Source organism: Pseudomonas sp. SAS7 (genome assembly GCF_052112345.1).
GTDB lineage: Bacteria > Pseudomonadota > Gammaproteobacteria > Pseudomonadales > Pseudomonadaceae > Aquipseudomonas > Aquipseudomonas putida_Q.
Map to the genome: position 1 here is coordinate 1 of NZ_JBEGGO010000018.1, position 23,792 is coordinate 23,792.

The 23,792-nt window shown below is 60.8% G+C and carries 23 protein-coding genes and 1 pseudogene; 22 read left to right on the forward strand and 2 right to left on the reverse strand.

Going from position 1 to position 23,792, the window contains the following annotated elements; all coding sequences use genetic code 11:
• From ABI582_RS23970 to ABI582_RS24010, 9 genes and pseudogenes are all read left to right on the forward strand, one after another.
• Positions 1-132: pseudogene (locus tag ABI582_RS23970) on the forward strand (electron transfer flavoprotein subunit beta/FixA family protein); the annotation flags it as partial.
• Complete coding sequence (locus tag ABI582_RS23975) at positions 133-1,062, forward strand: electron transfer flavoprotein subunit alpha/FixB family protein (RefSeq protein WP_063424508.1); 930 nt, start codon at positions 133-135, stop codon at positions 1,060-1,062. It abuts the pseudogene before it with no gap.
• A gap of 75 nt (positions 1,063-1,137) precedes the next feature.
• Complete coding sequence (locus ABI582_RS23980) at positions 1,138-1,959, forward strand: substrate-binding periplasmic protein (RefSeq protein WP_442120499.1); 822 nt, start codon at positions 1,138-1,140, stop codon at positions 1,957-1,959.
• A gap of 9 nt (positions 1,960-1,968) precedes the next feature.
• Complete coding sequence (locus ABI582_RS23985; RefSeq protein WP_258653422.1) at positions 1,969-2,322, forward strand: DUF4398 domain-containing protein; 354 nt, start codon at positions 1,969-1,971, stop codon at positions 2,320-2,322.
• Entirely contained in the window at positions 2,319-3,131 is an 813-nt protein-coding gene (locus ABI582_RS23990) for an OmpA family protein (RefSeq protein WP_338744690.1), read from the forward strand. Before ABI582_RS23985 ends, ABI582_RS23990 begins: the two co-directional genes overlap by 4 nt.
• A 280-nt stretch (positions 3,132-3,411) precedes the next feature.
• Entirely contained in the window at positions 3,412-4,854 is a 1,443-nt protein-coding gene (locus ABI582_RS23995) for an aminotransferase-like domain-containing protein (protein WP_016498688.1), read from the forward strand.
• A gap of 64 nt (positions 4,855-4,918) precedes the next feature.
• Complete coding sequence (locus tag ABI582_RS24000; protein WP_338744689.1) at positions 4,919-5,395, forward strand: hypothetical protein; 477 nt, start codon at positions 4,919-4,921, stop codon at positions 5,393-5,395.
• A gap of 129 nt (positions 5,396-5,524) precedes the next feature.
• Positions 5,525-5,779: a YkgJ family cysteine cluster protein gene (locus tag ABI582_RS24005; protein ID WP_009684718.1), complete on the forward strand. Its 255-nt coding sequence runs from the start codon at positions 5,525-5,527 to the stop codon at positions 5,777-5,779.
• Between the two features lie 33 nt (positions 5,780-5,812).
• Positions 5,813-6,418: an START domain-containing protein gene (locus tag ABI582_RS24010; protein ID WP_442120553.1), complete on the forward strand. Its 606-nt coding sequence runs from the start codon at positions 5,813-5,815 to the stop codon at positions 6,416-6,418.
• A 100-nt stretch (positions 6,419-6,518) separates the two neighbouring features.
• Here the strand turns inward: ABI582_RS24010 and gltA are convergent, their stop codons facing one another.
• Positions 6,519-7,808: a citrate synthase gene (gltA, locus tag ABI582_RS24015; RefSeq protein ID WP_016488282.1), complete on the reverse strand. Its 1,290-nt coding sequence runs from the start codon at positions 7,806-7,808 to the stop codon at positions 6,519-6,521.
• Between the two features lie 352 nt (positions 7,809-8,160).
• On the opposite strand from gltA, the gene sdhC reads away from it, so the two are divergent.
• From sdhC to ABI582_RS24070, 11 genes are all read left to right on the forward strand, one after another.
• Positions 8,161-8,547: a succinate dehydrogenase, cytochrome b556 subunit gene (sdhC, locus tag ABI582_RS24020; protein WP_008091902.1), complete on the forward strand. Its 387-nt coding sequence runs from the start codon at positions 8,161-8,163 to the stop codon at positions 8,545-8,547.
• Positions 8,541-8,909, forward strand: coding sequence for a succinate dehydrogenase, hydrophobic membrane anchor protein (sdhD, locus tag ABI582_RS24025; protein WP_016498691.1), 369 nt, complete (start codon positions 8,541-8,543; stop codon positions 8,907-8,909). The genes sdhC and sdhD overlap by 7 nt, the downstream gene beginning before the upstream one ends.
• 3 nt (positions 8,910-8,912) lie before the next feature.
• On the forward strand, positions 8,913-10,685 hold the full coding sequence (gene sdhA / locus ABI582_RS24030) for a succinate dehydrogenase flavoprotein subunit (RefSeq protein ID WP_016488281.1): 1,773 nt from the start codon (positions 8,913-8,915) through the stop codon (positions 10,683-10,685).
• An 11-nt stretch (positions 10,686-10,696) separates the two neighbouring features.
• Entirely contained in the window at positions 10,697-11,401 is a 705-nt protein-coding gene (locus ABI582_RS24035) for a succinate dehydrogenase iron-sulfur subunit (RefSeq protein WP_008091906.1), read from the forward strand.
• Positions 11,402-11,646: 245 nt separating this feature from the next.
• Positions 11,647-14,478 carry a 2-oxoglutarate dehydrogenase E1 component gene (locus tag ABI582_RS24040; protein ID WP_016498693.1) on the forward strand — a complete coding sequence of 944 codons (2,832 nt, stop codon included), beginning with the start codon at positions 11,647-11,649 and terminating at the stop codon, positions 14,476-14,478.
• A gap of 42 nt (positions 14,479-14,520) precedes the next feature.
• A complete protein-coding gene (gene odhB, locus ABI582_RS24045) occupies positions 14,521-15,744 on the forward strand; it encodes a 2-oxoglutarate dehydrogenase complex dihydrolipoyllysine-residue succinyltransferase (RefSeq protein ID WP_442120500.1) in 1,224 nt (407 codons plus the stop codon).
• A 93-nt stretch (positions 15,745-15,837) separates the two neighbouring features.
• Positions 15,838-17,274 (forward strand): dihydrolipoyl dehydrogenase, encoded by a 1,437-nt coding sequence (lpdA, locus tag ABI582_RS24050; protein ID WP_019472037.1) that lies wholly within the window; start codon positions 15,838-15,840, stop codon positions 17,272-17,274.
• 172 nt (positions 17,275-17,446) lie between these two features.
• Positions 17,447-18,613 carry an ADP-forming succinate--CoA ligase subunit beta gene (gene sucC, locus ABI582_RS24055; RefSeq protein ID WP_008091914.1) on the forward strand — a complete coding sequence of 389 codons (1,167 nt, stop codon included), beginning with the start codon at positions 17,447-17,449 and terminating at the stop codon, positions 18,611-18,613.
• Entirely contained in the window at positions 18,613-19,497 is an 885-nt protein-coding gene (sucD, locus tag ABI582_RS24060) for a succinate--CoA ligase subunit alpha (RefSeq protein WP_003254203.1), read from the forward strand. The genes sucC and sucD overlap by 1 nt, the downstream gene beginning before the upstream one ends.
• A gap of 394 nt (positions 19,498-19,891) precedes the next feature.
• Positions 19,892-21,205, forward strand: coding sequence for a branched-chain amino acid transport system II carrier protein (gene brnQ, locus ABI582_RS24065; protein WP_019472036.1), 1,314 nt, complete (start codon positions 19,892-19,894; stop codon positions 21,203-21,205).
• Positions 21,206-21,579: 374 nt separating this feature from the next.
• On the forward strand, positions 21,580-22,329 hold the full coding sequence (locus ABI582_RS24070) for a DUF599 domain-containing protein (RefSeq protein ID WP_442120501.1): 750 nt from the start codon (positions 21,580-21,582) through the stop codon (positions 22,327-22,329).
• A gap of 67 nt (positions 22,330-22,396) precedes the next feature.
• On the opposite strand, the gene ABI582_RS24075 is transcribed toward ABI582_RS24070, so the two are convergent.
• On the reverse strand, positions 22,397-22,681 hold the full coding sequence (locus ABI582_RS24075; protein WP_019472034.1) for a hypothetical protein: 285 nt from the start codon (positions 22,679-22,681) through the stop codon (positions 22,397-22,399).
• 153 nt (positions 22,682-22,834) lie between these two features.
• Here ABI582_RS24075 and ABI582_RS24080 point away from each other — a divergent pair, with 153 nt between their 5' ends.
• Together ABI582_RS24080 and ABI582_RS24085 are read left to right on the forward strand one after the other, a co-directional pair.
• Positions 22,835-23,311 carry a PaaI family thioesterase gene (locus ABI582_RS24080; RefSeq protein WP_338744685.1) on the forward strand — a complete coding sequence of 159 codons (477 nt, stop codon included), beginning with the start codon at positions 22,835-22,837 and terminating at the stop codon, positions 23,309-23,311.
• Positions 23,308-23,790: a PaaI family thioesterase gene (locus ABI582_RS24085; RefSeq protein ID WP_442120502.1), complete on the forward strand. Its 483-nt coding sequence runs from the start codon at positions 23,308-23,310 to the stop codon at positions 23,788-23,790. The genes ABI582_RS24080 and ABI582_RS24085 overlap by 4 nt, the downstream gene beginning before the upstream one ends.
• The last annotated feature ends 2 nt before the right edge of the window (positions 23,791-23,792 follow it).

Here is a 23,792-nt window from a genome sequence, read left to right on the forward strand (position 1 = left end):
CTGGGCGTTTCCCTCGCCTCCACCAACAAGACCCTGAAAGTCGAAGCGCCGGCTGCCCGCAGCGCTGGCATCAAGGTCAAGTCGGTGGCCGAACTGGTCGAGAAGCTGAAGAACGAAGCGAAGGTAATCTAAATGACTATCCTGGTTGTCGCTGAATACGAGAACGGTGCAGTAGCCCCGTCCACCCTGAACACTGTCGCCGCAGCCGCCAAGATCGGTGGTGATGTGCACGTGCTGGTCGCTGGCCAGAACGTCGGCGGCGTTGCTGAATCCGCTGCCAAGATCGCGGGTGTGGCCAAGGTCCTGGTTGCCGATAACGCCGCCTACGCCCACGCCTTGCCGGAAAACGTCGCGCCGCTGATCGTCGAGCTGGCCAAGGGTTACAGCCACGTGCTGGCCCCGGCTACCACCAATGGCAAGAACATCCTGCCGCGCGTTGCCGCGCTGCTGGACGTGGACCAGATCTCCGAAATCATCTCGGTCGAGTCCGCCGACACCTTCAAGCGCCCGATCTATGCCGGTAACGCCATTGCCACCGTGCAATCGAGCGCTTCGATCAAGGTCATCACCGTGCGTACCACCGGCTTCGACCCAGTCGCTGCCGAAGGTGGCTCGGCGGCTGTTGAAGCGGTGAGTGCCGCGCACAACGCCGGTATCTCGGCCTTTGTCGGTGAAGAGCTGGCCAAGTCCGACCGCCCAGAGCTGACCGCCGCCAAGATCGTCGTTTCCGGCGGCCGCGGCATGGGCAACGGTGACAACTTCAAGCACCTGTACAGCCTGGCCGACAAGCTCGGCGCTGCCGTCGGCGCTTCGCGCGCCGCAGTCGACGCAGGCTTCGTGCCGAACGACATGCAGGTCGGCCAGACCGGCAAGATCGTTGCGCCACAGCTGTACATCGCCGTCGGTATCTCCGGCGCGATCCAGCACCTGGCCGGCATGAAAGACTCCAAAGTGATCGTTGCGATCAACAAGGACGAAGAAGCGCCGATCTTCCAGGTAGCCGACTACGGCCTGGTCGCCGACCTGTTCGAAGCGGTTCCGGAGCTGGAAAAGCTGGTCTGATCCGCCTGCTTCACTTATAAAGAACCCGGCCCTCGCATTGAGGGTCGGGTTTTTTTATGGGTTGAGGAGTGAGGGATGACGTTGCGCGGAACGGGCAGGGTGCTGGCATGCATGGCGGCGTTGGTGTCGCCACTGGCCATGGCAGCAGGCAAGTGCGAGCGCCTGGTGGCAACCGGCAGCCCTGATGCACCGCCCTATTCGTGGCAGGACCCGAAAGACCCGAAACGCCTGATCGGCGCCAACGTCGACCTGCTGCGCCAGGTGGCTGGCGAGCTGGGGGTGAAGGTGGAGGTGCTCAATGCAGGTCGTCGCGACCAGGCCCTGGAGGAAGTGCGCAGCGGGCGTATGGACCTGCTGCTCGATACGCCGATGCAGGTGGAACAACTGACCGCGCTGGACTACATCCACCCACCCCTTCAGCTCAACGAATACCTGGTGTGGACACGCCACGATGCCACGCTGACCTTCGATGGCCCGGCGGACCTGGCCCAATACCAGGGCAGCTTGTCCGAGCGCGCGCGCCTGACCCCGGCCTTTACCGCGTTCGCCAAGGCCCAGTTGAAGCTGGTGCCGGCGCAGAACCTGACCCAGGCGTTCCAGAAACTGGTGCTTGGCCAGGTGGACTATGTGCTCGCCGGCCGCTATTCGGGCATGGCCATGGCCCAGAGCCTGGGTATGAGCAATGACCTGATCGCCCGCGGCCTGCCGGTGGATCGGCCAGGCCTGTACCTGGTGCTTTCGCACAACTCGGCATGCAATGACAGCTGGTTGCGTGGGCAACTCGCAAAAAAACTGACAGAATTGCCGATCTCCGGTGCGTCCGAAGCCGTCCTGCAACGTAATGTCGAGCGCTGGAAAGCGCAGCTGCAGGTGCCGGCGGACGCCCCCAAACACTAGGAAGATTGCGTGAGAACCCAACCACTAATCCTTGCCTTGGCCGTGCTCGGCCTGGCTGGCTGCGCCAACGATCCGGCCCCTGACGAGCAGATGCGCATTTCCGAACAGGCACTGGAGCAGGCCAAGGCCGTAGGTGCCACCGAGCAGGTCGAAACGCTGCAGATGGCTGAAGACAAGCTGGCCCGGGCCAAGGCCAACATGCTGACCCAGGACTACCGTGATGCGCGCATGCGCGCCGAGCAGGCAGAGCTTGATGCCCGCCTGGCCGAGGCCCAGGTGCTGAACCAGAAAAGCGAAGAGCAGCTGCAACTGCTGCAGTCGCGGGTCAAGCGCTTGCGCAAGCAACTGGAGGTGCAGCCATGATGCGCCGTACACCATTGGCCGCGCTGGCGTTGCTGGCGCTGGCAGCGGGCTTGCAAGGTTGTGCCAGCCAGCGCAGCTCTGCTGCGCTGGATGAAGCCAGTGCCACCTTCGCCAAGGTCAAGGATGATTCCGATGTGCTGCGCAGTGCACCGCGTGACGTGATCCGCGCGGGCGAGTCGCTGGCCCGTGCCGAGCGCCTGTCCAGCTATATCGGCACCGGTTCTGATGTGCGTCATTACGCTTACCTGAGCCAGCGCTACAGCGAGATTGCCAGTGAGCATGCCAAGCTGGCGTTGAGCCAGGAGCGCCAGGCCAAGCTTGACCTCGAGCGCCAGCGCCTGCAGCTGGCTTTGCGCGAGGCCAAGCTGGCCAGCGTGCAGCAGCAGGGCAAGTGGGTCGAGTCGCAGATCGCTGCACTGGCTTCGGAGCAGACCGACCGTGGCCTGGTGATGACCCTGGGTGACGTGCTTTTTGATACTGGCCGTGCCGACCTGAAGAATTCGGCCAGCCGTACCGTGCTCAAGCTGGTGCAGTTCCTTCAGCTCAACCCGCGGCGGGTGGTGCGTATCGAGGGTTATACCGACAGCACTGGCGCAGCCGAAGACAACCTGAAACTGTCTCGCGACCGCGCGCAGGCGGTGGCCGACATGTTGGTGGATCTTGGTATCGACGAAAAACGCCTGCAGGTAGAGGGTTACGGCGACCAGTACCCGATCGAGGCGAATGCCTCTGAACGGGGCAGGGCGCAGAACCGCCGGGTGGAGATCGTCTTCTCCGACGACAAGGGCAAACTCGCGCCTGCGCGCTGATCGCTGGCGTGCGGAGCATGGCACCGGCTTTGCCGGTGTTCGCGGCTAAAGCCGCTCCCACAGGGGTAGTGTCAAGCCCAGGGCATGTGCAGAACCTGTAGGAGCGGCCTTGTGCCGCGAAAGGGCCGCAATGCGGCCCCGCTTTTTGTCGGCTTAGTCGTTTCGATAGCTGTCACGCTATTGTATTGTCGACTATGTTGCATTCTGTCCCAGTACACTTTGCAACTGTTACGGTATCCTCTACCGTCACTGAGCCGTACAAGAACAACGAGCCGCCGCCATGACCAACCTGCTGCTGTACCAGCGTATCGCCCAGCAACTGGCCGATGACATCCGTCGCGGTGTCTACCAGCCAGGCGAGCGGGTACCCTCCGTGCGCAAGATGAGTGCCCAGCTCAATGTCAGCCATGCCACGGTGCTGCAGGCTTATGCCAACCTTGAAGACCAAGGGCTGATCCGCGCGCGGCCACAATCGGGCTACTACGTGCACCAGACGCCGGCCTTGACCGCGCAAACCCCGGACATTGCCCGGGTGGAGCGCCCGGGCCTGGTCACTCGTGCCAGCATCATCCAGCAAGTGCTGACCGAGGCGCGCCGTGATGGCGTGTTCCCGTTCGGCGCCGCGGTGCCGCATGTCGACTACCTGCCAGTGCGTGCCCTGCATCAGCAAATTGCCAAGGTCACCCGCTTTCACAGCCCGCGCGCCTTCAGCTACATGTTCAGCCCCGGTTTCGAGCCGCTGCGCCGGCAGATCGCCATTCGCATGCGCGATGCCGGCGTGCTGGTCGACCCGCGTGAAGTGATCGTGACCCATGGCTGCGTCGATGCCCTGCAAATGTCCCTGCGCGTGTTGACCCGCCCGGGCGACCTGATCGCTGCCGAGTCGCCGACCTATTACGGGTTGCTGCAACTGGCCGATTTGCTGGGCCTGAAAGTGATCGAAATCCCCAGCGACCCGTCCACCGGGATCAGCCTTGAAGCCTTGCAACTGGCGGCCAACCAGTGGTCAATCAAGGCCCTGGTACTGACGGCGCGCCTGAGCAATCCGCTGGGTGGCACGGTCCCTGAAGAGCGGCAAAAGCAATTGTTGCGCCTGGCCTCGGACTTCGATATTCAGATCATCGAGGACGACATCTATGGCGAGTTGATGTTCGAGCAAGGCAAGACCAAGGCGCTGAAGGCATTCGACCGGCTGGACCGGGTGATCTACTGCTCAAGCTTTTCCAAAACCCTGTCCCCTGGTGTGCGCGTAGGCTGGATGATCGCCGGGCGCTATCAGGACGAGATTCAGCGCCTGCAGACCTTCACCACCCATTCGGCCTGTAGCGTGACGCAGATGGGGGTGGCGGCCTATCTGGAAAATGGCGGTTACGACCGGCACCTGCGCTACATCCGCCAGGAGTATCGCAAGAACCTCAGCGCCTACCAGTTGGCGGTGCAGCAGCACTTCCCCGAGGGCACCCAGATGACCCGGCCAACGGGCGGGTTCATCCTCTGGATCAGCTTGCCGGGGCGGGTCAATACCCAGGAGTTGCATGTGCGGGCGCTGGAGCAGGGCATCAGCATTGCGCCGGGGCTGATCTTCAGTAACACCGAACAGTTCAACCATTGCATCCGTCTCAATTGCGGCATCCCGTGGAACAAAGAGGCCGAGCGGGCAGTGATTACGCTGGGTTTGCTGGCTCAGCAGTTGTGCAGGGAGCCTGCACTCACACTTTTGTAAGGCTTGCCAGCCGCCTGTGGAACATGGAGCATACGCACCTTTCTTGCCAGTCTGTCCATTTGCCATGAATGCTTTGCGCCGTTTTGCCCTGATCTTGTGTCTTGCACCGCTCTGTTACCTGGGCAGTCCTGCCTCGGCTGCGCAGCCGGCAGGCCAGGCGCAGGCGAGCCAGGGCAAGCACGTGCAAAAAAAGGCGGCAGCCAAGCCTGCGCCGAAGCAGGTGGTGAAAAAGACCAGCAGCAAGGCCAAGGCGCACAAGCCGGTCAGCAAAGCGGTTGCCAAACCATTGCCCAAGGCAAAGCTGGACCTCAGCCTGCCAGTCGACATGGTCAACAATCTGGAGCCGAATGTGGGTACCCCGTCGCCCATCCAGCGGCGCAAACCTTTGCTGCCGCCCATGTTTACCGAAAAGCCGGAAACCAGCGACAGCCCGTTCCAGCTCAACGGCCGGTTGATCAATAACGAAATGCAGCTGCAGTTGCGTAATGACAGCCGTCATGACGTGGAAGGGGCAGCCATCGATTTCGAGTATCGCCAGTAACCGGGAACTGACTGCCGGGTCACGGCAAATTTCATCGTGCCAGTAATTTCAAACGCCTGTTTGAGCGGTTACTATCCAGGGACGTTCGTCCCGTTTTGTTCCAGGGAGTCCTGATTTTGGTGAATAACCATGAATTGCCGTGAGGGCTGTGGTGCCTGCTGCATCGCCCCGTCCATCACTTCTGCGATGCCGCGCATGCCCAATGGCAAGCCGGCTGGCGAGCGCTGCCTGCACCTGACGGCTGCCAACCTCTGCGACCTGTTCGGCAAGCCCGAGCGGCCGGCGGTATGTGGCGGCTTCAAGGCAGATGTCGAGGTGTGCGGCAGTGACCGTGACGAGGCAATCAGGATTCTTGGCTGGTGGGAGCAGATGACGGCGGCGTGACAGGCTGGATCTTCGACAACAAGGATAAACATGATGAGATCGTTCAAGCGTATTGCACTGCTGTGTGGCGTGGGTGTTCTGCTGTCGCCTGCGGCCTGGGCCGAAAACTGGCAGGTGGCCAAGGACGAGGAGGGGATCAAGGTTTCCCTCAGCGAAGTGGCAGGCTCCAAGTACAAGGCTTATCAGGGTGTCACCGTGATCAAGGCGCCGCTGGCCAAGGTGCAGGCGTTGCAGGAAGACGTGGTCGGGGCCTGCGCATGGATTCACGAGTGCAAGTCGCAGAAGCTGCTCAAGCATGACGGTGACCAGAGCTGGACCTACACCCAGTTCAATACGCCATGGCCGGTAACGCCGCGAGATTCGATTCTGCACGTGACCACTGTCAAGGGAGCGGACGGCAGCCTGGTGCGTAACCTGAAGGAAGAGCCGACCTATCTGCCGGAAGAGAAGGGCTTTGTGCGGGTATCCAAGGTTGAGGGGTTCTGGAAGCTGGTGCCCAAGGGCGACAGCACGGAAGTGACCTACCAGGTGCACACCGAGCCGGGTGGTAGCGTGCCGGCGATGGTGGCCAACAAGTTCGTGGTGGATGCGCCGTTCAATACCCTGAAAGGCTTGCGAGAGCGGGCTGAGAAGAACTGAGGATTAACGCGGTGCTCCCACAAGGGGCGAACTGCGACCACCAGGACCTGGAATAAGAAAGGCTGCCCGAGGGCAGCCTTCTTGCGTTCGGCTAAAAAGCTTACTTGCGGTCTTTCAGTGCAGTGATGTCGCGTTTTTGCTCGCCGGTGTACAGCTGGCGCGGACGGCCGATCTTGTAAGGGCTGGAGAGCATTTCTTTCCAGTGCGAGATCCAGCCCACGGTACGTGCCAGGGCGAAGATCACGGTGAACATGCTGGTCGGAATGCCGATCGCCTTGAGGATGATCCCCGAGTAGAAGTCGACGTTCGGGTACAGCGAGCGCTCGATGAAGTACGGATCGGTCAGGGCGATCTCTTCGAGGCGCATGGCCAGTTCCAGCTGCGGGTCGTTCTTGATGCCCAGCTCGCGCAGGACTTCGTCGCAGGTCTGCTTCATCACGGTGGCGCGCGGGTCGCGGTTCTTGTACACGCGGTGACCGAAGCCCATCAGCTTGAACGGGTCGTTCTTGTCCTTGGCCTTGGCGATGAAGGTGTCGATGTTCGAGACATCGCCGATTTCATCGAGCATGGTCAGGACGGCTTCGTTCGCACCGCCGTGGGCCGGGCCCCACAGTGCGGCGATGCCGGCGGCGATACAGGCGAACGGGTTGGCACCCGACGAGCCGGCCAGGCGGACGGTGGAGGTGGAGGCGTTCTGCTCGTGGTCGGCGTGGAGGATGAAGATCCGGTCCATTGCCTTGGCCAGCACCGGGCTGATCGGTTTGATCTCGCACGGGGTGTTGAACATCATGTGCAGGAAGTTTTCCGCGTACGACAGGTCGTTGCGCGGGTACATCATCGGCTGGCCCATGGAGTACTTGTAAACCATCGCCGCCAGGGTCGGCATCTTGGCGACCAGGCGCACCGCGGAAATTTCGCGGTGTTGCGGGTTATTGATGTCCAGGGAGTCGTGATAGAACGCCGACAGGGCGCCGACCACGCCGCACATCACCGCCATCGGGTGAGCGTCGCGGCGGAAGCCGTTGAAGAAGGACTTCAGCTGCTCGTGAACCATGGTGTGGTTCTTTACGGTGCTGACGAACTGCGCCTTCTGCTCGGCATTCGGCAGTTCGCCGTTGAGCAGCAGGTAGCAGGTTTCGAGGTAGTCGGATTGTTCGGCGAGTTGCTCGATCGGGTAGCCGCGGTGCAGCAGGATACCTTTGTCGCCGTCAATGTAGGTGATCTTCGACTCGCACGAGGCAGTCGCCATGAAACCAGGGTCGAAGGTGAAGTGACCAGTGGCCCCCAACCCGCGGACGTCGATTACATCAGGACCAACGGTGCCGGTTAAAATGGGCAGCTCGACGGGGGCAGCGCCCTCGATGACCAACTGCGCTTTTTTGTCAGCCATGTGGCCTCCTATTAATGCTAGAAATCATCAGACAGACCCCCCACGCAGGGCCCGCACCACTATAGAGGGATAAATTCAGATGTCAATTTGCCTAAAGGCTTGTTGAATCAGGCTTTCAAGCCTGATTTTTCCCGAAATTCTCGCCCATTTACGCCTTTTGTTCGTTAAAGGCAATGCGCTATTTGGGCTACCCCGTCACGTTGTCATAAGCAGCCTAACTGTCTATACTCGGCACCCGACCGCCAGGGGCTTGCAAGCCCGAACTGCTGGGGGTCGCCGTTCCCTGGGTGGTGGGTACCTGACCAGTACACTTACCAACAACTTTGCCCTGATTCGCTAGGGGCTCTTCAGTGTGAAAAAAGCCGTGAAAAGCCAACGACCTGTAAACCTAGACCTAAGGACCATCAAGCTCCCTGTCACTGCGTACACGTCCATTCTGCACCGTATCTCCGGCGTCATCCTGTTCATCGGCCTTGCCATCATGCTTTATGCACTGGGCAAGTCGCTGGGTTCCGAGGAAGGCTTCGGTGAGGTGAAGGCGTGTCTGACCAGCCCGCTGGCCAAATTCGTGACCTGGGGCCTGCTGTCTGCCCTGCTTTATCACCTCGTGGCAGGTGTTCGTCACCTGATCATGGACATGGGCATCGGTGAGACGCTGGAAGGCGGCAAGCTGGGCTCGAAAATCGTGATCGTCATCTCCGTGGTGCTGATCGTTCTGGTGGGAGTTTGGGTATGGTAACCAATGTCACGAACCTGTCGCGTTCGGGCCTCTATGACTGGATGGCGCAGCGCGTTTCTGCGGTCGTTCTCGCGGCTTACTTCCTCTTCCTGATCGGCTACGTGATCGCCCACCCAGGCATCGACTACACCCAGTGGCATGGTCTGTTCTCCAACAACGCGATGCGGATCTTCAGTCTGCTGGCCCTCGTTGCCCTGGGCGCTCACGCCTGGGTCGGCATGTGGACCATTGCAACCGACTACCTGACGCCTATGTCGTTCGGCAAGTCGGCAACTGCGATTCGTTTCCTGTTCCAGGCGGTATGCGGCGTTGCGATGTTCGCTTACTTCGTCTGGGGTGTGCAGATTCTCTGGGGTATCTGATCCATGGCTAGCATTCCAACCATTTCCTTCGACGCCATCATCATCGGTGGCGGCGGCGCCGGCATGCGTGCTGCGCTGCAACTGGCTCAAGGCGGCCACAAGACTGCCGTAGTCACCAAGGTCTTCCCGACCCGCTCGCACACTGTATCCGCCCAGGGCGGCATCACCTGCGCCATCGCTTCGGCTGACCCGAACGACGACTGGCGCTGGCACATGTACGATACCGTCAAAGGTTCCGACTACATCGGTGACCAGGACGCTATCGAATACATGTGTCAGGAAGGCCCGGCTGCGGTCTTCGAGCTGGATCACATGGGCCTGCCGTTCTCGCGTACCGAAACCGGTCGTATCTACCAGCGTCCGTTCGGTGGCCAGTCCAAGGACTTCGGTAAAGGTGGCCAGGCCGCCCGTACCTGTGCCGCTTCCGACCGTACCGGACACGCGCTGCTGCACACCCTGTACCAGGGCAACCTGAAGGCCGGTACCACCTTCCTCAACGAGTACTATGCCGTTGATCTGGTGAAGAACCAGGAAGGCGCCTTTGTCGGTGTGATCGCGATCTGCATCGAAACCGGCGAAACCATGTACATCAAGTCCAAGGCCACCGTTCTGGCCACTGGCGGTGCGGGCCGTATCTATGCCTCCACCACCAACGCCCTGATCAATACCGGCGACGGTATCGGCATGGCCCTGCGTGCCGGTGTTCCGGTGCAGGACATCGAGATGTGGCAGTTCCACCCGACCGGCATCGCCGGCGCCGGTGTACTGGTCACCGAGGGTTGCCGCGGTGAAGGTGGTTACCTGATCAACGCCCACGGCGAGCGCTTCATGGAGCGTTACGCGCCGAACGCGAAAGACCTGGCCGGCCGCGACGTGGTTGCCCGTTCCATGGTCAAGGAAATCATCGCCGGCAACGGCGTGGGCCCGAACAAGGACCACGTACTGCTGAAGCTGGATCACCTGGGCGAGGAAGTGCTGCACAGCCGCCTGCCAGGTATCTGCGAACTGTCCAAGACCTTCGCCCACGTCGACCCGGTCGTCGCGCCGGTGCCGGTCGTTCCGACCTGCCACTACATGATGGGCGGCGTTGCCACCAACATTCATGGCCAGGCCATCACCATGGACGAAGAAGGCAAGGATCACATCATCCCTGGCCTGTTCGCCGTAGGTGAGGTGGCGTGCGTATCGGTTCACGGTGCCAACCGTCTGGGCGGCAACTCGCTGCTCGACCTGGTGGTGTTCGGCCGTGCTGCCGGCCTGCACCTGGAGAAGGCGCTGAGCGACGGCATCGAGCACCTCGACGCCAGCGACACCGACATCGAAGTTGCCCTGAACCGCCTGAACAAACTCAACGAGCGCTCCACTGGCGAAGACGTTGCCAGCCTCAAGCGCGAGCTGCAGAGCTGCATGCAGAACTACTTCGGTGTATTCCGTACCGGCGAGTACATGCTCAAGGGTATCGAGCAACTGGCTGGCCTGCGTGACCGCATCGCCAACGTCAAGATCAACGACAAGTCCCAGGCCTTCAACACCGCGCGTATCGAAGCGCTGGAGCTGCAGAACCTGCTGGAAGTCGCCGAAGCTACCGCCATCGCGGCCGAAGCCCGTAAAGAGTCCCGCGGCGCTCACGCCCGTGAAGACTTCGAAGACCGTGACGACGAAAACTGGCTGTGCCACACCCTGTACTACCCGGGTGAGAAGCGCGTTGCCAAGCGCGGCGTCAACTTTGCGCCGAAGACCGTTCCGGCCTTCGAGCCAAAAATCCGGACTTACTAAGGGTGGCTGCTATGTTGAAAGTCGAAGTTTATCGTTACAACCCCGACACCGACTCGGCGCCCAAGATGGAGTCGTTCGACGTCGATACCGGCGGCAAGGACCTGATGGTTCTCGATGTATTGGCGCTGATCAAGGAAAAGGACGAGGGTTTCTCGTACCGTCGCTCCTGCCGTGAAGGCGTGTGCGGTTCCGATGGCATGAACATGAACGGCAAGAACGGCTTGGCCTGCATCACCCCGCTGTCGGGCGTGGTCAAGGGCAACAAGCTGGTTCTGCGCCCGCTGCCGGGCCTGCCGGTCATTCGTGACCTGGTCGTCGACATGAGCATCTTCTACAAGCAGTACGAGAAGGTGAAACCATTCCTGCAGAACGACACGCCGGCCCCGGCCATCGAGCGTCTGCAGTCGCCTGAAGAACGTGACAAGCTGGACGGTCTGTACGAGTGCATCCTGTGCGCTTGCTGCTCGACTTCCTGCCCGTCGTTCTGGTGGAACCCGGACAAGTTCCTGGGCCCCGCCGCACTGCTGCAGGCCTACCGCTTCCTGGCCGACAGCCGTGACACCAAGACTCAGGAGCGCCTGGCGTCCCTGGATGACCCGTTCAGCGTATTCCGCTGCCGCGGGATCATGAACTGCGTAAACGTTTGCCCGAAAGGTCTGAACCCGACCAAGGCAATCGGTCACGTACGTAACATGCTGCTGCAAAGCGGCACCTGATACAAAGTGTTGTAACTGCAGTAAGCCGAGGTGCGGGTGCTGAGCCCGCACTGAGGTAAAACCCGAACAAGGGCCCACAAAGCCCGCGTTCATACCTATGAAGATATGAGACCAGCAGGGGCTTTCCGGGCTGGTACCCGGAAAATCAGCAGGATCCAAGTGGCGTGGTTCAGTCGCTTTATTCGGACTTTTCCAGGTTTGCTGTGGCTCTCGCCGATCAGTCCCCTAATCGAGGGTGACCAAGCATGCAAGAAAGCGTGATGCAGCGCATGTGGGATAGCGCCCACCTTTCAGGTGGTAACGCTGCATATGTGGAAGAGCTCTACGAGCTCTACCTGCACGACCCTAACGCTGTGCCAGAAGAGTGGCGCACTTACTTCCAGAAGTTGCCAGCCGACGGCAGCACCGCTACTGATGTATCGCACTCGACAATCCGCGACCATTTCGTACTGCTGGCAAAGAACCAGCGCCGCGCCCAACCGGTATCCGCCGGGAGCGTGAGCAGTGAACACGAGAAGAAGCAGGTTGAAGTTCTGCGACTGATCCAGGCCTATCGTATGCGCGGCCATCAGGCTGCCAAGCTTGACCCGTTGGGGTTGTGGCAGCGTCCAGCGCCCGTAGACCTGTCGATCAATCACTACGGCTTGACCAATGCCGATCTTGATACGACCTTCCGTGCCGGCGACCTGTTCATCGGCAAAGAGGAGGCGAGCCTACGCGACATCTTCGATGCACTCCAGAAGACATATTGTCGCACCATTGGCGCCGAATTCACCCACATCGTCGATTCCGAGCAGCGCAGCTGGTTCCAGCAGCGTCTGGAAAGCGTGCGCGGTCGTCCGGAGTTTTCCGCTGACGTGCAGGCTCACCTGCTCGAGCGCGTGACCGCCGGTGAGGGCCTGGAAAAGTACCTGGGCACCAAGTACCCGGGCACCAAGCGCTTCGGCCTTGAAGGCGGCGAGAGCCTGATCCCGATGCTGGATGAAATGATCCAGCGTTCCGGCTCTTACGGCACCAAGGAAGTCGTGATCGGCATGGCCCACCGTGGCCGCCTGAACGTGCTGGTGAACACCTTCGGCAAGAACCCGCGCGAGCTGTTCGACGAGTTCGAAGGCAAGAAGATGAACGAGCTGGGCTCCGGTGACGTGAAGTATCACCAGGGCTTCTCCTCGAACGTGATGACCACCGGTGGCGAAGTTCACCTGGCCATGGCGTTCAACCCGTCCCACCTGGAAATCGTCTCGCCAGTGGTTGAAGGTTCGGTGCGCGCCCGTCAGGACCGTCGCAACGACACCGTCGGCGACAAGGTGCTGCCGATCTCGATCCACGGCGACGCAGCATTCGCCGGCCAGGGCGTGGTCATGGAAACCTTCCAGATGTCGCAGACCCGCGGTTTCAAGACCGGCGGTACCGTGCACATCGTGATCAACAACCAGGTTGGTTTCACCATCAGCAACCCGCTGGACGCGCGCTCCACCGAGTACGCCACCGACGTTGCCAAGATGATCCAGGCGCCGATCCTGCACGTGAACGGCGATGACCCGGAAGCAGTGCTGTTCGTCACCCAGCTGGCCATCGATTACCGCATGCAGTTCAAGCGTGACGTGGTCATCGACCTGGTCTGCTACCGCCGTCGCGGCCACAACGAGGCTGACGAACCGAACGGCACCCAGCCGCTGATGTACCAGCAGATCAGCAAGCAGCGCACTACCCGTGAGCTGTATGCCGAGGCGCTGATCCAGGCCGGTCGTATCGACGCCGAGCGCGCTCAGGCCAAGATCGACGAGTACCGCAACGCGCTGGACAATGGCCTGCACGTTGTGAAAAGCCTGGTCAAGGAGCCGAACCGCGAGCTGTTCGTCGACTGGCGTCCGTACCTGGGCCACGCCTGGACTGCGCGTCACGACACCCGCTTCGACCTCAAGACCCTGCAGGACCTGTCGGCCAAGCTGCTGGAACTGCCAGAAGGCTTCGTCGTTCAGCGTCAGGTCTCGAAGATCTACGAAGATCGCCAGAAGATGCAGGCCGGTGGCTTGCCGATCAACTGGGGTTATGCAGAGACCATGGCCTACGCCACCCTGCAGTTCGAAGGTCACCCGATCCGCATGACCGGCCAGGACATCGGCCGTGGCACCTTCTCGCACCGTCACGCGGTGTTGCACAACCAGAAGGACGCCAGCACCTACATTCCGCTGCAGAACCTGTTCCCGGGCCAGCCGCGCTTCGACCTGTACGACTCCTTCCTGTCGGAAGAAGCGGTGCTGGCCTTCGAATACGGCTACTCCACCACCACGCCGAACGCGCTGGTGATCTGGGAAGCCCAGTTCGGCGACTTCGCCAACGGTGCGCAAGTGGTGATCGACCAGTTCATCACCAGCGGTGAGCACAAGTGGGGCCGCCTGTGCGGTCTGACCATGCTGCTGCCACACGGTTACGAAGGGCAGGGCCCGGAGCACTCCTCCGCGCGTCTGGAGCGTTACCTGCAGCTGTGCGCCGAGCACAACATCCAGGTCTGCGTACCGACCACTCCGGCACAGATCTACCACCTGCTGCGTCGCCAGGTCATCCGCCCGCTGCGCAAGCCGCTGGTAGTCCTGACGCCGAAGTCGCTGTTGCGCCACAAGCTGGCCATCTCGACCCTGGAAGAACTGGCAGAAGGCTCGTTCCAGACCGTGATCCCGGAAATCGACGCAATCGATCCGGCCAAGGTCGAGCGCCTGGTGCTGTGCAGCGGCAAGGTCTACTACGACCTGCTGGAAAAACGCCGTGCCGAAGGCCGCGAAGACATCGCCATCCTGCGTCTCGAGCAGCTGTACCCGTTCCCGGAAGACGACCTGGTCGAAATCCTGGCGCAATACAGCAACCTCAAGCATGCCGTATGGTGCCAGGAAGAGCCGATGAACCAGGGCGCCTGGTACAGCAGCCAGCACCACATGCGTCGTATCCTGGGCCGCCACAACAAGGCACTGGTCCTGGAATACGCCGGTCGCGACGCGTCTGCCGCACCAGCCTGTGGTTACGCTTCGAAGCACGCCGAACAGCAGGAAAAACTGCTGCAAGACGCCTTCACTGTCTAACGCCTTCGCGCACCTGAAACCGAATTTAAGGAAACACAGATAATGGCTATCGAGATCAAAGCCCCAACCTTCCCGGAATCGGTTGCCGATGGCACCGTTGCCACCTGGCACAAGAAGCCGGGCGACGCCGTCAAGCGTGACGAGCTGATCGTCGACATCGAGACCGACAAGGTTGTCCTGGAAGTACTGGCTACCGCCGATGGCGTGCTGGGCGACATCGTCAAGGGCGAGGGCGACACCGTCCTGTCCGACGAACTGCTGGGTTCGATTGTTGAAGGTGGTGCTGCCGCAGCGCCTGCCGCCGCAGCCGCGCCTGCTGCTGCTCCGGCTGCCGCTGCCGCCGATGCTGGCGAAGATGACCCGGTTGCTGCCCCGGCCGCGCGCAAGCTGGCTGAAGAAAACGGCATCGACCTGGCTACCGTTGCCGGTACCGGTAAAGGCGGTCGCGTCACCAAGGAAGACGTGGTTGCTGCTGTTGCCAACAAGAAGTCGGCACCTGCCGCTGCCCCGGCTGCCAAGCCTGCCGCTGCCGCTGCTGCCCCGGTTGTCGTCGCTGCTGGCGACCGCACCGAGAAGCGTGTGCCGATGACCCGCCTGCGTGCCAAGATCGCCGAGCGTCTGGTCGAAGCCCAGTCCAACATGGCGATGCTGACCACCTTCAACGAAGTGGACATGACCGAAGTCATGGCCCTGCGTTCGAAGTACAAGGACCTGTTCGAGAAGACCCACAATGGCGTGCGCCTGGGCTTCATGTCGTTCTTCGTCAAGGCAGCTACCGAAGCCCTGAAACGCTTCCCGGCAGTCAACGCCTCGATCGACGGCAACGACATCGTCTACCACGGCTTCGCCGACGTCGGCGTTGCCGTGTCCAGCGACCGTGGCCTGGTGGTACCGGTGCTGCGTAACGCCGAGTCGATGAGCCTGGCTGAAATCGAGAACGGCATCGCTACCTTCGGCAAGAAGGCCCGTGACGGCAAGCTGTCCATCGAAGAGATGACCGGTGGCACCTTCACCATCACCAACGGTGGTACCTTCGGTTCGATGATGTCGACCCCGATCGTCAACCCGCCGCAGGCCGCCATTCTCGGCATGCACAACATCATCCAGCGCCCGATGGCCATCAATGGCCAAGTCGTGATTCGCCCGATGATGTACCTGGCGCTGTCGTACGATCACCGCCTGATCGACGGCAAGGAAGCGGTAACCTTCCTGGTCACTATCAAGAACCTGCTGGAAGATCCGTCCCGCCTGCTGCTGGACATCTAACCCTCTGGCTGCGTACCGTGCCGGCCCTGGCTTCGCGAGAAGCCATGCCGCGCGGTTCGCGGCTTGTAGCTAGTTGCTGATAAGGAATCTTTTATGACCCAGAAATTCGACGTAGTGGTGATTGGTGCAGGTCCTGGCGGCTATGTTGCTGCCATCAAGGCTGCCCAACTTGGTCTGAAGACTGCCTGTATCGAGAAGTACACTGACGCCGAGGGCAAGCTGGCCCTGGGCGGCACCTGCCTGAACGTAGGTTGCATTCCTTCCAAGGCGCTGCTGGACAGCTCCTGGAAGTACAAGGAAGCCAAAGAGAGCTTCAACGTCCACGGTATCTCCACTGGCGAAGTGAAGATGGACGTTGCTGCGATGGTTGGCCGCAAGGCTGGCATCGTCAAGAACCTGACCGGCGGCGTTGCCACCCTGTTCAAGGCCAACGGCGTTACTTCGATCCAGGGCCACGGCAAGCTGCTGGCTGGCAAGAAAGTCGAAGTCACCAAGGCTGACGGCACCACCGAAGTCATCGAAGCTGACAACGTGATCCTGGCTTCCGGCTCGCGCCCGATCGACATTCCGCCGGCTCCGGTCGACCAGAACGTCATCGTCGACTCCACCGGCGCCCTGGAATTCCAGACCGTACCGAAGCGCCTGGGCGTTATCGGTGCCGGCGTGATCGGCCTGGAGCTGGGCTCGGTATGGGCTCGCCTGGGTGCTGAAGTCACCGTCCTGGAAGCCCTGGACACCTTCCTGATGGCTGCCGACACTGCCGTGTCGAAAGAAGCCCAGAAGACCCTGACCAAGCAAGGCCTGGACATCAAGCTGGGCGCTCGCGTCACCGGCTCGAAAGTCAACGGCAACGAAGTCGAAGTGACCTACACCAACGCCGAAGGCGAGCAGAAGATCACCTTCGACAAGCTGATCGTTGCGGTCGGCCGTCGTCCTGTCACCACCGACCTGCTGGCTTCCGACAGCGGCGTGACCATCGACGAGCGTGGCTACATCTTCGTCGACGATCACTGCGCCACCAGCGTTCCGGGCGTGTTCGCCATCGGTGACGTGGTACGCGGCATGATGCTGGCCCACAAGGCCTCGGAAGAGGGCATCATGGTTGTCGAGCGCATCAAGGGCCACAAGGCCCAGATGAACTATGACCTGATCCCGTCGGTTATCTACACCCACCCGGAAATTGCATGGGTCGGCAAGACCGAACAGTCCTTGAAGGCCGAGGGTGTTGAGGTTAACGTAGGCACCTTCCCGTTCGCGGCCAGCGGCCGTGCGATGGCAGCCAACGACACCGGTGGTTTCGTCAAGGTCATCGCCGATGCCAAGACCGACCGCGTTCTGGGTGTACACGTGATTGGCCCATCCGCTGCCGAACTGGTTCAGCAGGGTGCAATCGCAATGGAATTCGGCACCAGTGCCGAGGATCTGGGCATGATGGTCTTCAGCCATCCAACCCTGTCCGAAGCGTTGCATGAAGCAGCGCTGGCGGTGAATGGCGGCGCCATTCACGTGGCCAACCGTAAGAAGCGTTAATTATAAGAAACCACGGCGGGCAGCCCGTCGTGAGTCTTGCGTGCATGACTCACCGCGGAACGTCCGCCGGACCGGATCACACGGGAAAACCCGGGGTCAACGGTCACAGGTGGTGCGGCGCCAGTAATGGCGCAGCGCCGAAGCGCAGTACCTAACGAAGACGGTAAAAAGCATGAATCTTCACGAGTATCAGGGTAAGCAGCTGTTCGCTGAATACGGCCTGCCAGTTTCCAAGGGTTTCGCAGTCGATACCCCTGAAGCTGCAGCAGAAGCTTGCGACAAGATCGGCGGTTCCGAGTGGGTTGTAAAAGCCCAGGTTCACGCAGGTGGTCGCGGTAAAGCGGGCGGCGTCAAGCTGGTTCGCAGCAAGGAAGACGCCAAGGCGTTCGCTGCGCAATGGTTGGGCAAGCGCCTGGTAACCTACCAGACTGACGCCAACGGTCAGCCAGTGACCAAGATCCTGGTCGAATCCTGCACTGACATCGCCAAAGAGCTGTACCTGGGCGCTGTAGTCGATCGCTCGAGCCGCCGTATCGTGTTCATGGCCTCCACCGAAGGTGGCGTGGACATCGAGAAAGTCGCTCACGAAACTCCTGAGAAGATCATCAAGGCTACTATCGATCCACTGGTCGGCGCTCAGCCGTTCCAGGGTCGTGAACTGGCATTCCAGCTGGGTCTGGAAGGCAAGCAAGTTGCACAGTTCGCCAAGATTTTCGTAGGCCTGGCCAAGCTGTTCAAAGAACACGACCTGGCCCTGCTGGAAGTCAACCCGCTGGTCATCAAGGCCGACGGCGACCTGCACTGCCTGGATGCGAAGATCAACATCGACGCAAACGCCATGTACCGTCAGCCTAAGCTGAAAACCTTCCACGACCCGTCGCAGGACGATCCTCGTGAAGCCCACGCTGCCAGCTTCGAGCTGAACTACGTGGCCCTGGAAGGCAACATCGGCTGCATGGTCAACGGTGCCGGCCTGGCCATGGGTACCATGGATATCGTCAACCTGCATGGCGGCAAGCCAGCCAACTTCCTCGACGTTGGCGGCGGTGCTACCAAAGAGCGCGTTACCGAAGCGTTCAAGATCATTCTGTCCGACAGCAATGTCGCGGCCGTTCTGGTCAACATCTTCGGCGGCATCGTTCGTTGCGACATGATTGCCGAAGGCATCATCGGTGCAGTGAAAGAAGTCGGCGTTAAAGTTCCGGTTGTAGTTCGCCTCGAAGGCAACAACGCCGAACTGGGCGCTAAAGTACTGGCAGAAAGCGGTTTGAACATCATTGCGGCAACCAGCCTGACCGACGCTGCTCAACAAGTTGTCAAAGCTGCGGAGGGCAAGTAATGAGCGTCCTGATCAATAAAGACACCAAAGTCATCTGCCAGGGCTTCACCGGCTCGCAGGGTACTTTCCACTCCGAACAAGCCATCGCCTACGGCACCAAGATGGTCGGCGGCGTAACCCCAGGCAAGGGTGGCACCACCCACCTGGGCCTGCCGGTGTTCAACACCGTCAAGGAAGCCGTGGAAGCTACCGGCGCTGACGCTTCGGTCATCTACGTACCGGCTCCGTTCTGCAAAGACTCGATCCTGGAAGCTGCCTTCGGCGGCATCAAGCTGATCGTCTGCATCACCGAAGGCATTCCTACCCTGGACATGCTGGATGCCAAGGTCAAGTGCGACGAGCTGGGCGTGACCCTGATCGGCCCTAACTGCCCAGGTGTCATCACCCCGGGCGAGTGCAAGATCGGTATCATGCCAGGCCACATCCACCTGCCAGGCAAGGTCGGTATCGTTTCGCGCTCCGGCACCCTGACCTACGAAGCTGTGAAGCAGACCACCGACGCCGGCTTCGGCCAGTCGACCTGCGTCGGCATCGGCGGTGACCCGATCCCGGGCTCCAACTTCATCGACATCCTGAAGCTGTTCCAGGAAGACCCGAAGACCGAAGCGATCGTCATGATCGGTGAGATCGGCGGTTCGGCTGAAGAAGAAGCCGCGGCCTACATCAAGGCCCACGTGACCAAGCCAGTTGTTTCCTATATCGCTGGTGTTACTGCACCTGCGGGCAAGCGCATGGGCCACGCTGGCGCCATCATTTCCGGCGGCAAGGGCACTGCGGACGAGAAGTTCGCCGCCCTGCAGGACGCTGGTGTGAAGACCGTGCGTTCGCTGGCTGACATCGGTAAGGCCCTGGCCGAGCTGACTGGCTGGGAAGCCAAGAAGTAATACTGCTACACCCCCCACGCGCACAGAGGCCACCTTCGGGTGGCCTTTGTCGTTCATGGGTCTGGGTTTTCCTGTTTCGGCCTCTTCGCAGGCAATAAAGATTTTTCGATAGGTTTGATAGGAATTTTCACGCAGACCAATGTTTCAATCCGAGGATAATTCCTACTGTCCTCGGTCGCACAGACGACAAACATGTACGCACATCGGACAAGCAGCACTGTGCCAGTGCGTTTGACTGACAAAACAGTTACATTACGCGTTCACTCTGTGCCCGTACCCCAAAAGGGAACGACACGCTAAACGGGTCTGGCCTATCAAGCCGGGCAGCATTTCCCCTCATCCAAAGGGAAATCCCCTCTCGAATCCCGATTTCAGCAGTGTGGTACTACCTTAAATGAAAGTTCTCAAAGGCCAGGATATCCTGGCGCTTGGCTTTATGACGTTTGCGCTTTTCGTTGGCGCGGGCAATATCATCTTCCCGCCTATCGTCGGTCTGCAGTCTGGCCCGCACGTATGGATGGCAGCACTGGGCTTCCTGGTGACTGCCGTCGGCCTGCCGGTCATCACCGTGGTCGCCCTGGCCAAGGTCGGTGGTGGTATGGATGCACTGAGCAGCCCGATCGGCAAGTTCTTCGGCGGCCTGCTGGCGGCTGTGTGCTACCTGTCGGTCGGCCCGCTGTTCGCCACCCCGCGTACGGCGACCGTGTCGTTCGAAGTAGGTGTTGCGCCGCTGACCGGTGAAAGCCCGTTGGCGCTGTTCATCTACAGCCTGGTGTACTTCGCCGTGGTGCTGGCCGTGTCCATGTACCCGGGCAAGCTGCTCGACACCGTCGGCCGCTTCCTGGCACCGTTGAAGATCATCGCCTTGGCCGTGCTGGGCATCGCTGCCTTCGCGCTGCCCGCCGGCACCATTGGTGAGGCACAGCCGGCCTATGCCGCTGCCGCGTTCTCCAAAGGCTTCTCCGATGGCTACCTGACCATGGATACCCTGGGTGCCCTGGTGTTCGGTATCGTCATCGTCAACGCCATCCGCTCGCGCGGTGTCGAGTCGCCGAAGCTGATCACCCGCTATGCCATCATCGCCGGCCTGATCGCCGGTGTTGGCCTGGCGCTGGTGTACATCAGCCTGTTCCGTCTGGGTGCCGGCAGCCACGATATCGCGGCTGACGCTACCAACGGTGCGGCGGTACTGCATGCCTATGTGCAGCATACCTTCGGTTCGCTGGGTAGCGGCTTCCTCGCCGTCCTCATCGCGCTGGCTTGCCTGGTGACTGCGGTCGGCCTGACCTGCGCCTGCGCCGAGTACTTCAGCCAGGTGCTGCCGCTGTCATACCGTGCGCTGGTGGTGATCCTTGCGGGCTTCTCGCTGTTGATCTCCAACCTGGGCCTGACCAAGCTGATCATGTTCTCCATTCCGGTGCTCACCGCCATCTATCCACCCTGCATCGTGGTGGTCGGGCTGAGTTTCGTGAAAGACCTGTGGAACTCGCCAGCCCGCATCTTGGCGCCGGTAATGCTGGTGTCCCTGCTGTTCGGCATGGTCGACGCAATCAAGGGCAGCAGCATCGCCCACGTGCTGCCGGACTTCATGGCGCACTTGCCGTTGAGCGACCAGGGCCTTGCCTGGCTGGTGCCGTCGGTGGTGACCCTGGTTGGTGCCGTGGCCTGCGACCGCATGCTCGGCAAGCCGCGCGAAGCGCTGGCTTGACCTGACAAGTCGAAGCCCGAGGGCGGCACCGGCCACAAGCCGAAGGGTGCTCGCCAAAGGTCTAGACTCGAAAGCCCCGTGTCCCCAAGGATGCGGGGCTTTTTTGTGCCACCCTCTTTGCCTTGCGCAGCCTGTGTAGGAGCGGCCTTGCGTCGCGAAAGGGCCGCAAAGCGGCCCCGGCAATCTATTCTGCGAAGCTGAAATCCTGGGGGCGCTGCGCACCCCTATCGCGACGCAAGGCCGCTCCTACACAGACCGCGTCAGCCCAAAAGCTGTGTAAGCATATTTCACAGTGCAGCTGTGTCTTTTGCCGCTTGCCAGCGTCGAAACCTGGTCCCTATCCTCTAGGCACCTGGCCCTTTTGGGAACCCTGCATGAACTTCATCCAAAGCAACCTCAACAACCTGCTGGCCATCGCCTGGTTCGCCCTGTGCTGGGGTGGCTATACCCGCTATGCCATCTGGAAGGGCCGCGACACTGCGTGCCTTGCCAGTGTGTTGCACCTGTACCGCGAGGACTGGATGCGCCGCATGCTGCTACGCGACAACCGCATTGCCGATGCCAGCGTGATCGGCAACCTTGAGCGCAACGCGTCGTTCTTTGCTTCCAGCACGCTGATCATCCTCGCCGGCATCCTTACCGTGCTCGGTGCCTCCGACCGGGCGCTGTCGCTGCTGGCCGACCTGCCGCTGGTGCAGCAGACTTCCCAAGGCATGTCTGAGATCAAGCTGCTGTGCCTGGCCACGGTCTTCGTCTACGCCTTTTTCACGTTCAGCTGGTGCATGCGCCAATACAACTTTGCCGCAGTGCTGGTGGGGTCGGCGCCCATGATCGGGGAGCGGCTGGTCAACGAGCTGGAGCGCAAGGCATTCGCCTCGCGGGCGGCACGGGTGCTGTCACTTGCCGCCAACCAGTTCAACCTCGGTCTGCGTTCGTATTACTTCGGCATGGCCATGTTGAGCTGGTTCATCAGCCCGTGGTTGTTCATGGCGATGAGTGTGGGGGTAGTGCAGATTCTGTACCGTCGAGAGTTCCATTCGGATGTACTGGATGTGATGGTGTTCACGCCGACCGAAAGTGTATCGGCGGAGCCTGCCAAGGAAAGTGCCGCAGTCGGAAACTGAAACGTTTAATCGAAAAGTTGCAGGCACAAAAAAACCCGACATCGTCGGGTTTTTTTGGTTTAGCCAATTACTGCTTGGCTGGTTCGGCCGGAGTAGCAGGCGCGGCTTCTGGTGCCGGAGTAGCCGGTGCGGCTTCTTCGGCAGCCTTCTGCTCGGCTTCGGCCTGATCTTTGGCGGCTTCGGCGTTTTCCTTGGCAGCGTCGTTCATTTTATCCTGAGCTTCGCCCATCTTTTCCTGGGCTTGCTCGGCGTGTTCCTGTGCGTCTTGGGCTTTGTCTTCGCTCGCTTTATCGCAAGCGGCCAGGCCCATGGCAGCAGCCAGCATCAGAGCAAAAGCAAAAGGTTTACGCATGGGTGTGTTTCTCCTTGGTGGAATAAGTGACTTGTTCCTTCGAGTCTAACTGCGCGGAATAAGTTCCACGAAGATTACAGATATATAACGCCGTGTTCTATATGGATTTTTTAACGAATTTATGCAGCCGCGTGGCGGCCGGTGGAACAGAGCATGAGCGATTCAACCTTGATGGCGAGGGCCGAGCGTTTTCTTTCGGCGTTAAAACATTGTCAGCTGTTGCAGGTGCGTGTGGCGCAGGCCGACGCTGAGGGCATGACCTTGGTCTTGCCCTGGTCACCCGCCATTGTCGGCAACCCACAAACCGGCGCCGTGCACGGCGGAGCGCTGACCACGCTGATGGACACCACCTGCGGCATGGCCACGCTGTGCGTGTTGCCGCGCTTCGAAGTGTGCCCCACACTGGACCTGCGCATCGACTATATGCACCCGGCCGAAGCCGGCAAGGACATCTACGGTTACGCCCAGTGCTACCGCGTTACCCGTGACGTGATCTTCACCCGCGGCACCGCCTACCAGGACGACCCTGACCAGCCTATCTGCCAAGTGGTGGGGACGTTCATGCGTCTGGGCCAGGAGATCAAGGGTGGTATCCGTTTCGGTAATAGCCTGAAGGAGGGCGGTGCATGATTCCGCATGCGGTTCGCCAGCAACTCAACGCCGCCCACGCAGTCGGTGATTACCGGCCATTACTGGCGCTGATCCCCTACGCAGGGCTGATCGGCATCGAATGCGAGCGCCAGGGCGGTGACCTTCTGTTCCGCCTGCCGGCCAATCCGGACAACATCGGCAACCCGTTACTTCCCGCCATCCATGGTGGCGTAATTGCGGGTTTTATGGAGCTTTCCGCCGCGCTGTACCTGCTGATCTACAGCGAAAGCGCGAGCATTCCGAAGATTATCGACTTTTCCATCGACTACCTGCGCGCCGGGCATTTTCGCGATACCTACGCCCAATGCCAGCTGTGGCGCCAGGGCCGCCGGGTGACCAACGTGGCCATTACCGCCTGGCAGGGCGACAGGCAGGCGCCAATTGCCACTGCCCGTGCGCATTTCAAGATCGAGCCGGAAAAGCCCTTGAAATCATCCGGGCAGCCCCCATCTGAATGACA

Excerpts from the sequence above, each read along its gene's own strand:
- ABI582_RS24080 (WP_338744685.1), top strand. The coding sequence starts at position 22,835 with ATGAGCGATTCAACCTTGATGGCGAGGGCCGAGCGTTTTCTTTCGGCG.
- sucC (WP_008091914.1), top strand. The coding sequence starts at position 17,447 with ATGAATCTTCACGAGTATCAGGGTAAGCAGCTGTTCGCTGAATACGGC.
- ABI582_RS23990 (WP_338744690.1), top strand. The coding sequence starts at position 2,319 with ATGATGCGCCGTACACCATTGGCCGCGCTGGCGTTGCTGGCGCTGGCA.
- ABI582_RS24075 (WP_019472034.1), bottom strand. The coding sequence starts at position 22,681 with ATGCGTAAACCTTTTGCTTTTGCTCTGATGCTGGCTGCTGCCATGGGC.
- ABI582_RS24010 (WP_442120553.1), top strand. The coding sequence starts at position 5,813 with ATGAGATCGTTCAAGCGTATTGCACTGCTGTGTGGCGTGGGTGTTCTG.
- sdhD (WP_016498691.1), top strand. The coding sequence starts at position 8,541 with ATGGTAACCAATGTCACGAACCTGTCGCGTTCGGGCCTCTATGACTGG.
- ABI582_RS24040 (WP_016498693.1), top strand. The coding sequence starts at position 11,647 with ATGCAAGAAAGCGTGATGCAGCGCATGTGGGATAGCGCCCACCTTTCA.
- ABI582_RS23975 (WP_063424508.1), top strand. The coding sequence starts at position 133 with ATGACTATCCTGGTTGTCGCTGAATACGAGAACGGTGCAGTAGCCCCG.
- gltA (WP_016488282.1), bottom strand. The coding sequence starts at position 7,808 with ATGGCTGACAAAAAAGCGCAGTTGGTCATCGAGGGCGCTGCCCCCGTC.
- ABI582_RS23980 (WP_442120499.1), top strand. The coding sequence starts at position 1,138 with ATGACGTTGCGCGGAACGGGCAGGGTGCTGGCATGCATGGCGGCGTTG.
- sucD (WP_003254203.1), top strand. The coding sequence starts at position 18,613 with ATGAGCGTCCTGATCAATAAAGACACCAAAGTCATCTGCCAGGGCTTC.
- lpdA (WP_019472037.1), top strand. The coding sequence starts at position 15,838 with ATGACCCAGAAATTCGACGTAGTGGTGATTGGTGCAGGTCCTGGCGGC.
- ABI582_RS24085 (WP_442120502.1), top strand. The coding sequence starts at position 23,308 with ATGATTCCGCATGCGGTTCGCCAGCAACTCAACGCCGCCCACGCAGTC.
- ABI582_RS24000 (WP_338744689.1), top strand. The coding sequence starts at position 4,919 with ATGAATGCTTTGCGCCGTTTTGCCCTGATCTTGTGTCTTGCACCGCTC.
- ABI582_RS24035 (WP_008091906.1), top strand. The coding sequence starts at position 10,697 with ATGTTGAAAGTCGAAGTTTATCGTTACAACCCCGACACCGACTCGGCG.
- sdhA (WP_016488281.1), top strand. The coding sequence starts at position 8,913 with ATGGCTAGCATTCCAACCATTTCCTTCGACGCCATCATCATCGGTGGC.
- odhB (WP_442120500.1), top strand. The coding sequence starts at position 14,521 with ATGGCTATCGAGATCAAAGCCCCAACCTTCCCGGAATCGGTTGCCGAT.
- ABI582_RS24005 (WP_009684718.1), top strand. The coding sequence starts at position 5,525 with ATGAATTGCCGTGAGGGCTGTGGTGCCTGCTGCATCGCCCCGTCCATC.
- brnQ (WP_019472036.1), top strand. The coding sequence starts at position 19,892 with ATGAAAGTTCTCAAAGGCCAGGATATCCTGGCGCTTGGCTTTATGACG.
- ABI582_RS23995 (WP_016498688.1), top strand. The coding sequence starts at position 3,412 with ATGACCAACCTGCTGCTGTACCAGCGTATCGCCCAGCAACTGGCCGAT.
- ABI582_RS24070 (WP_442120501.1), top strand. The coding sequence starts at position 21,580 with ATGAACTTCATCCAAAGCAACCTCAACAACCTGCTGGCCATCGCCTGG.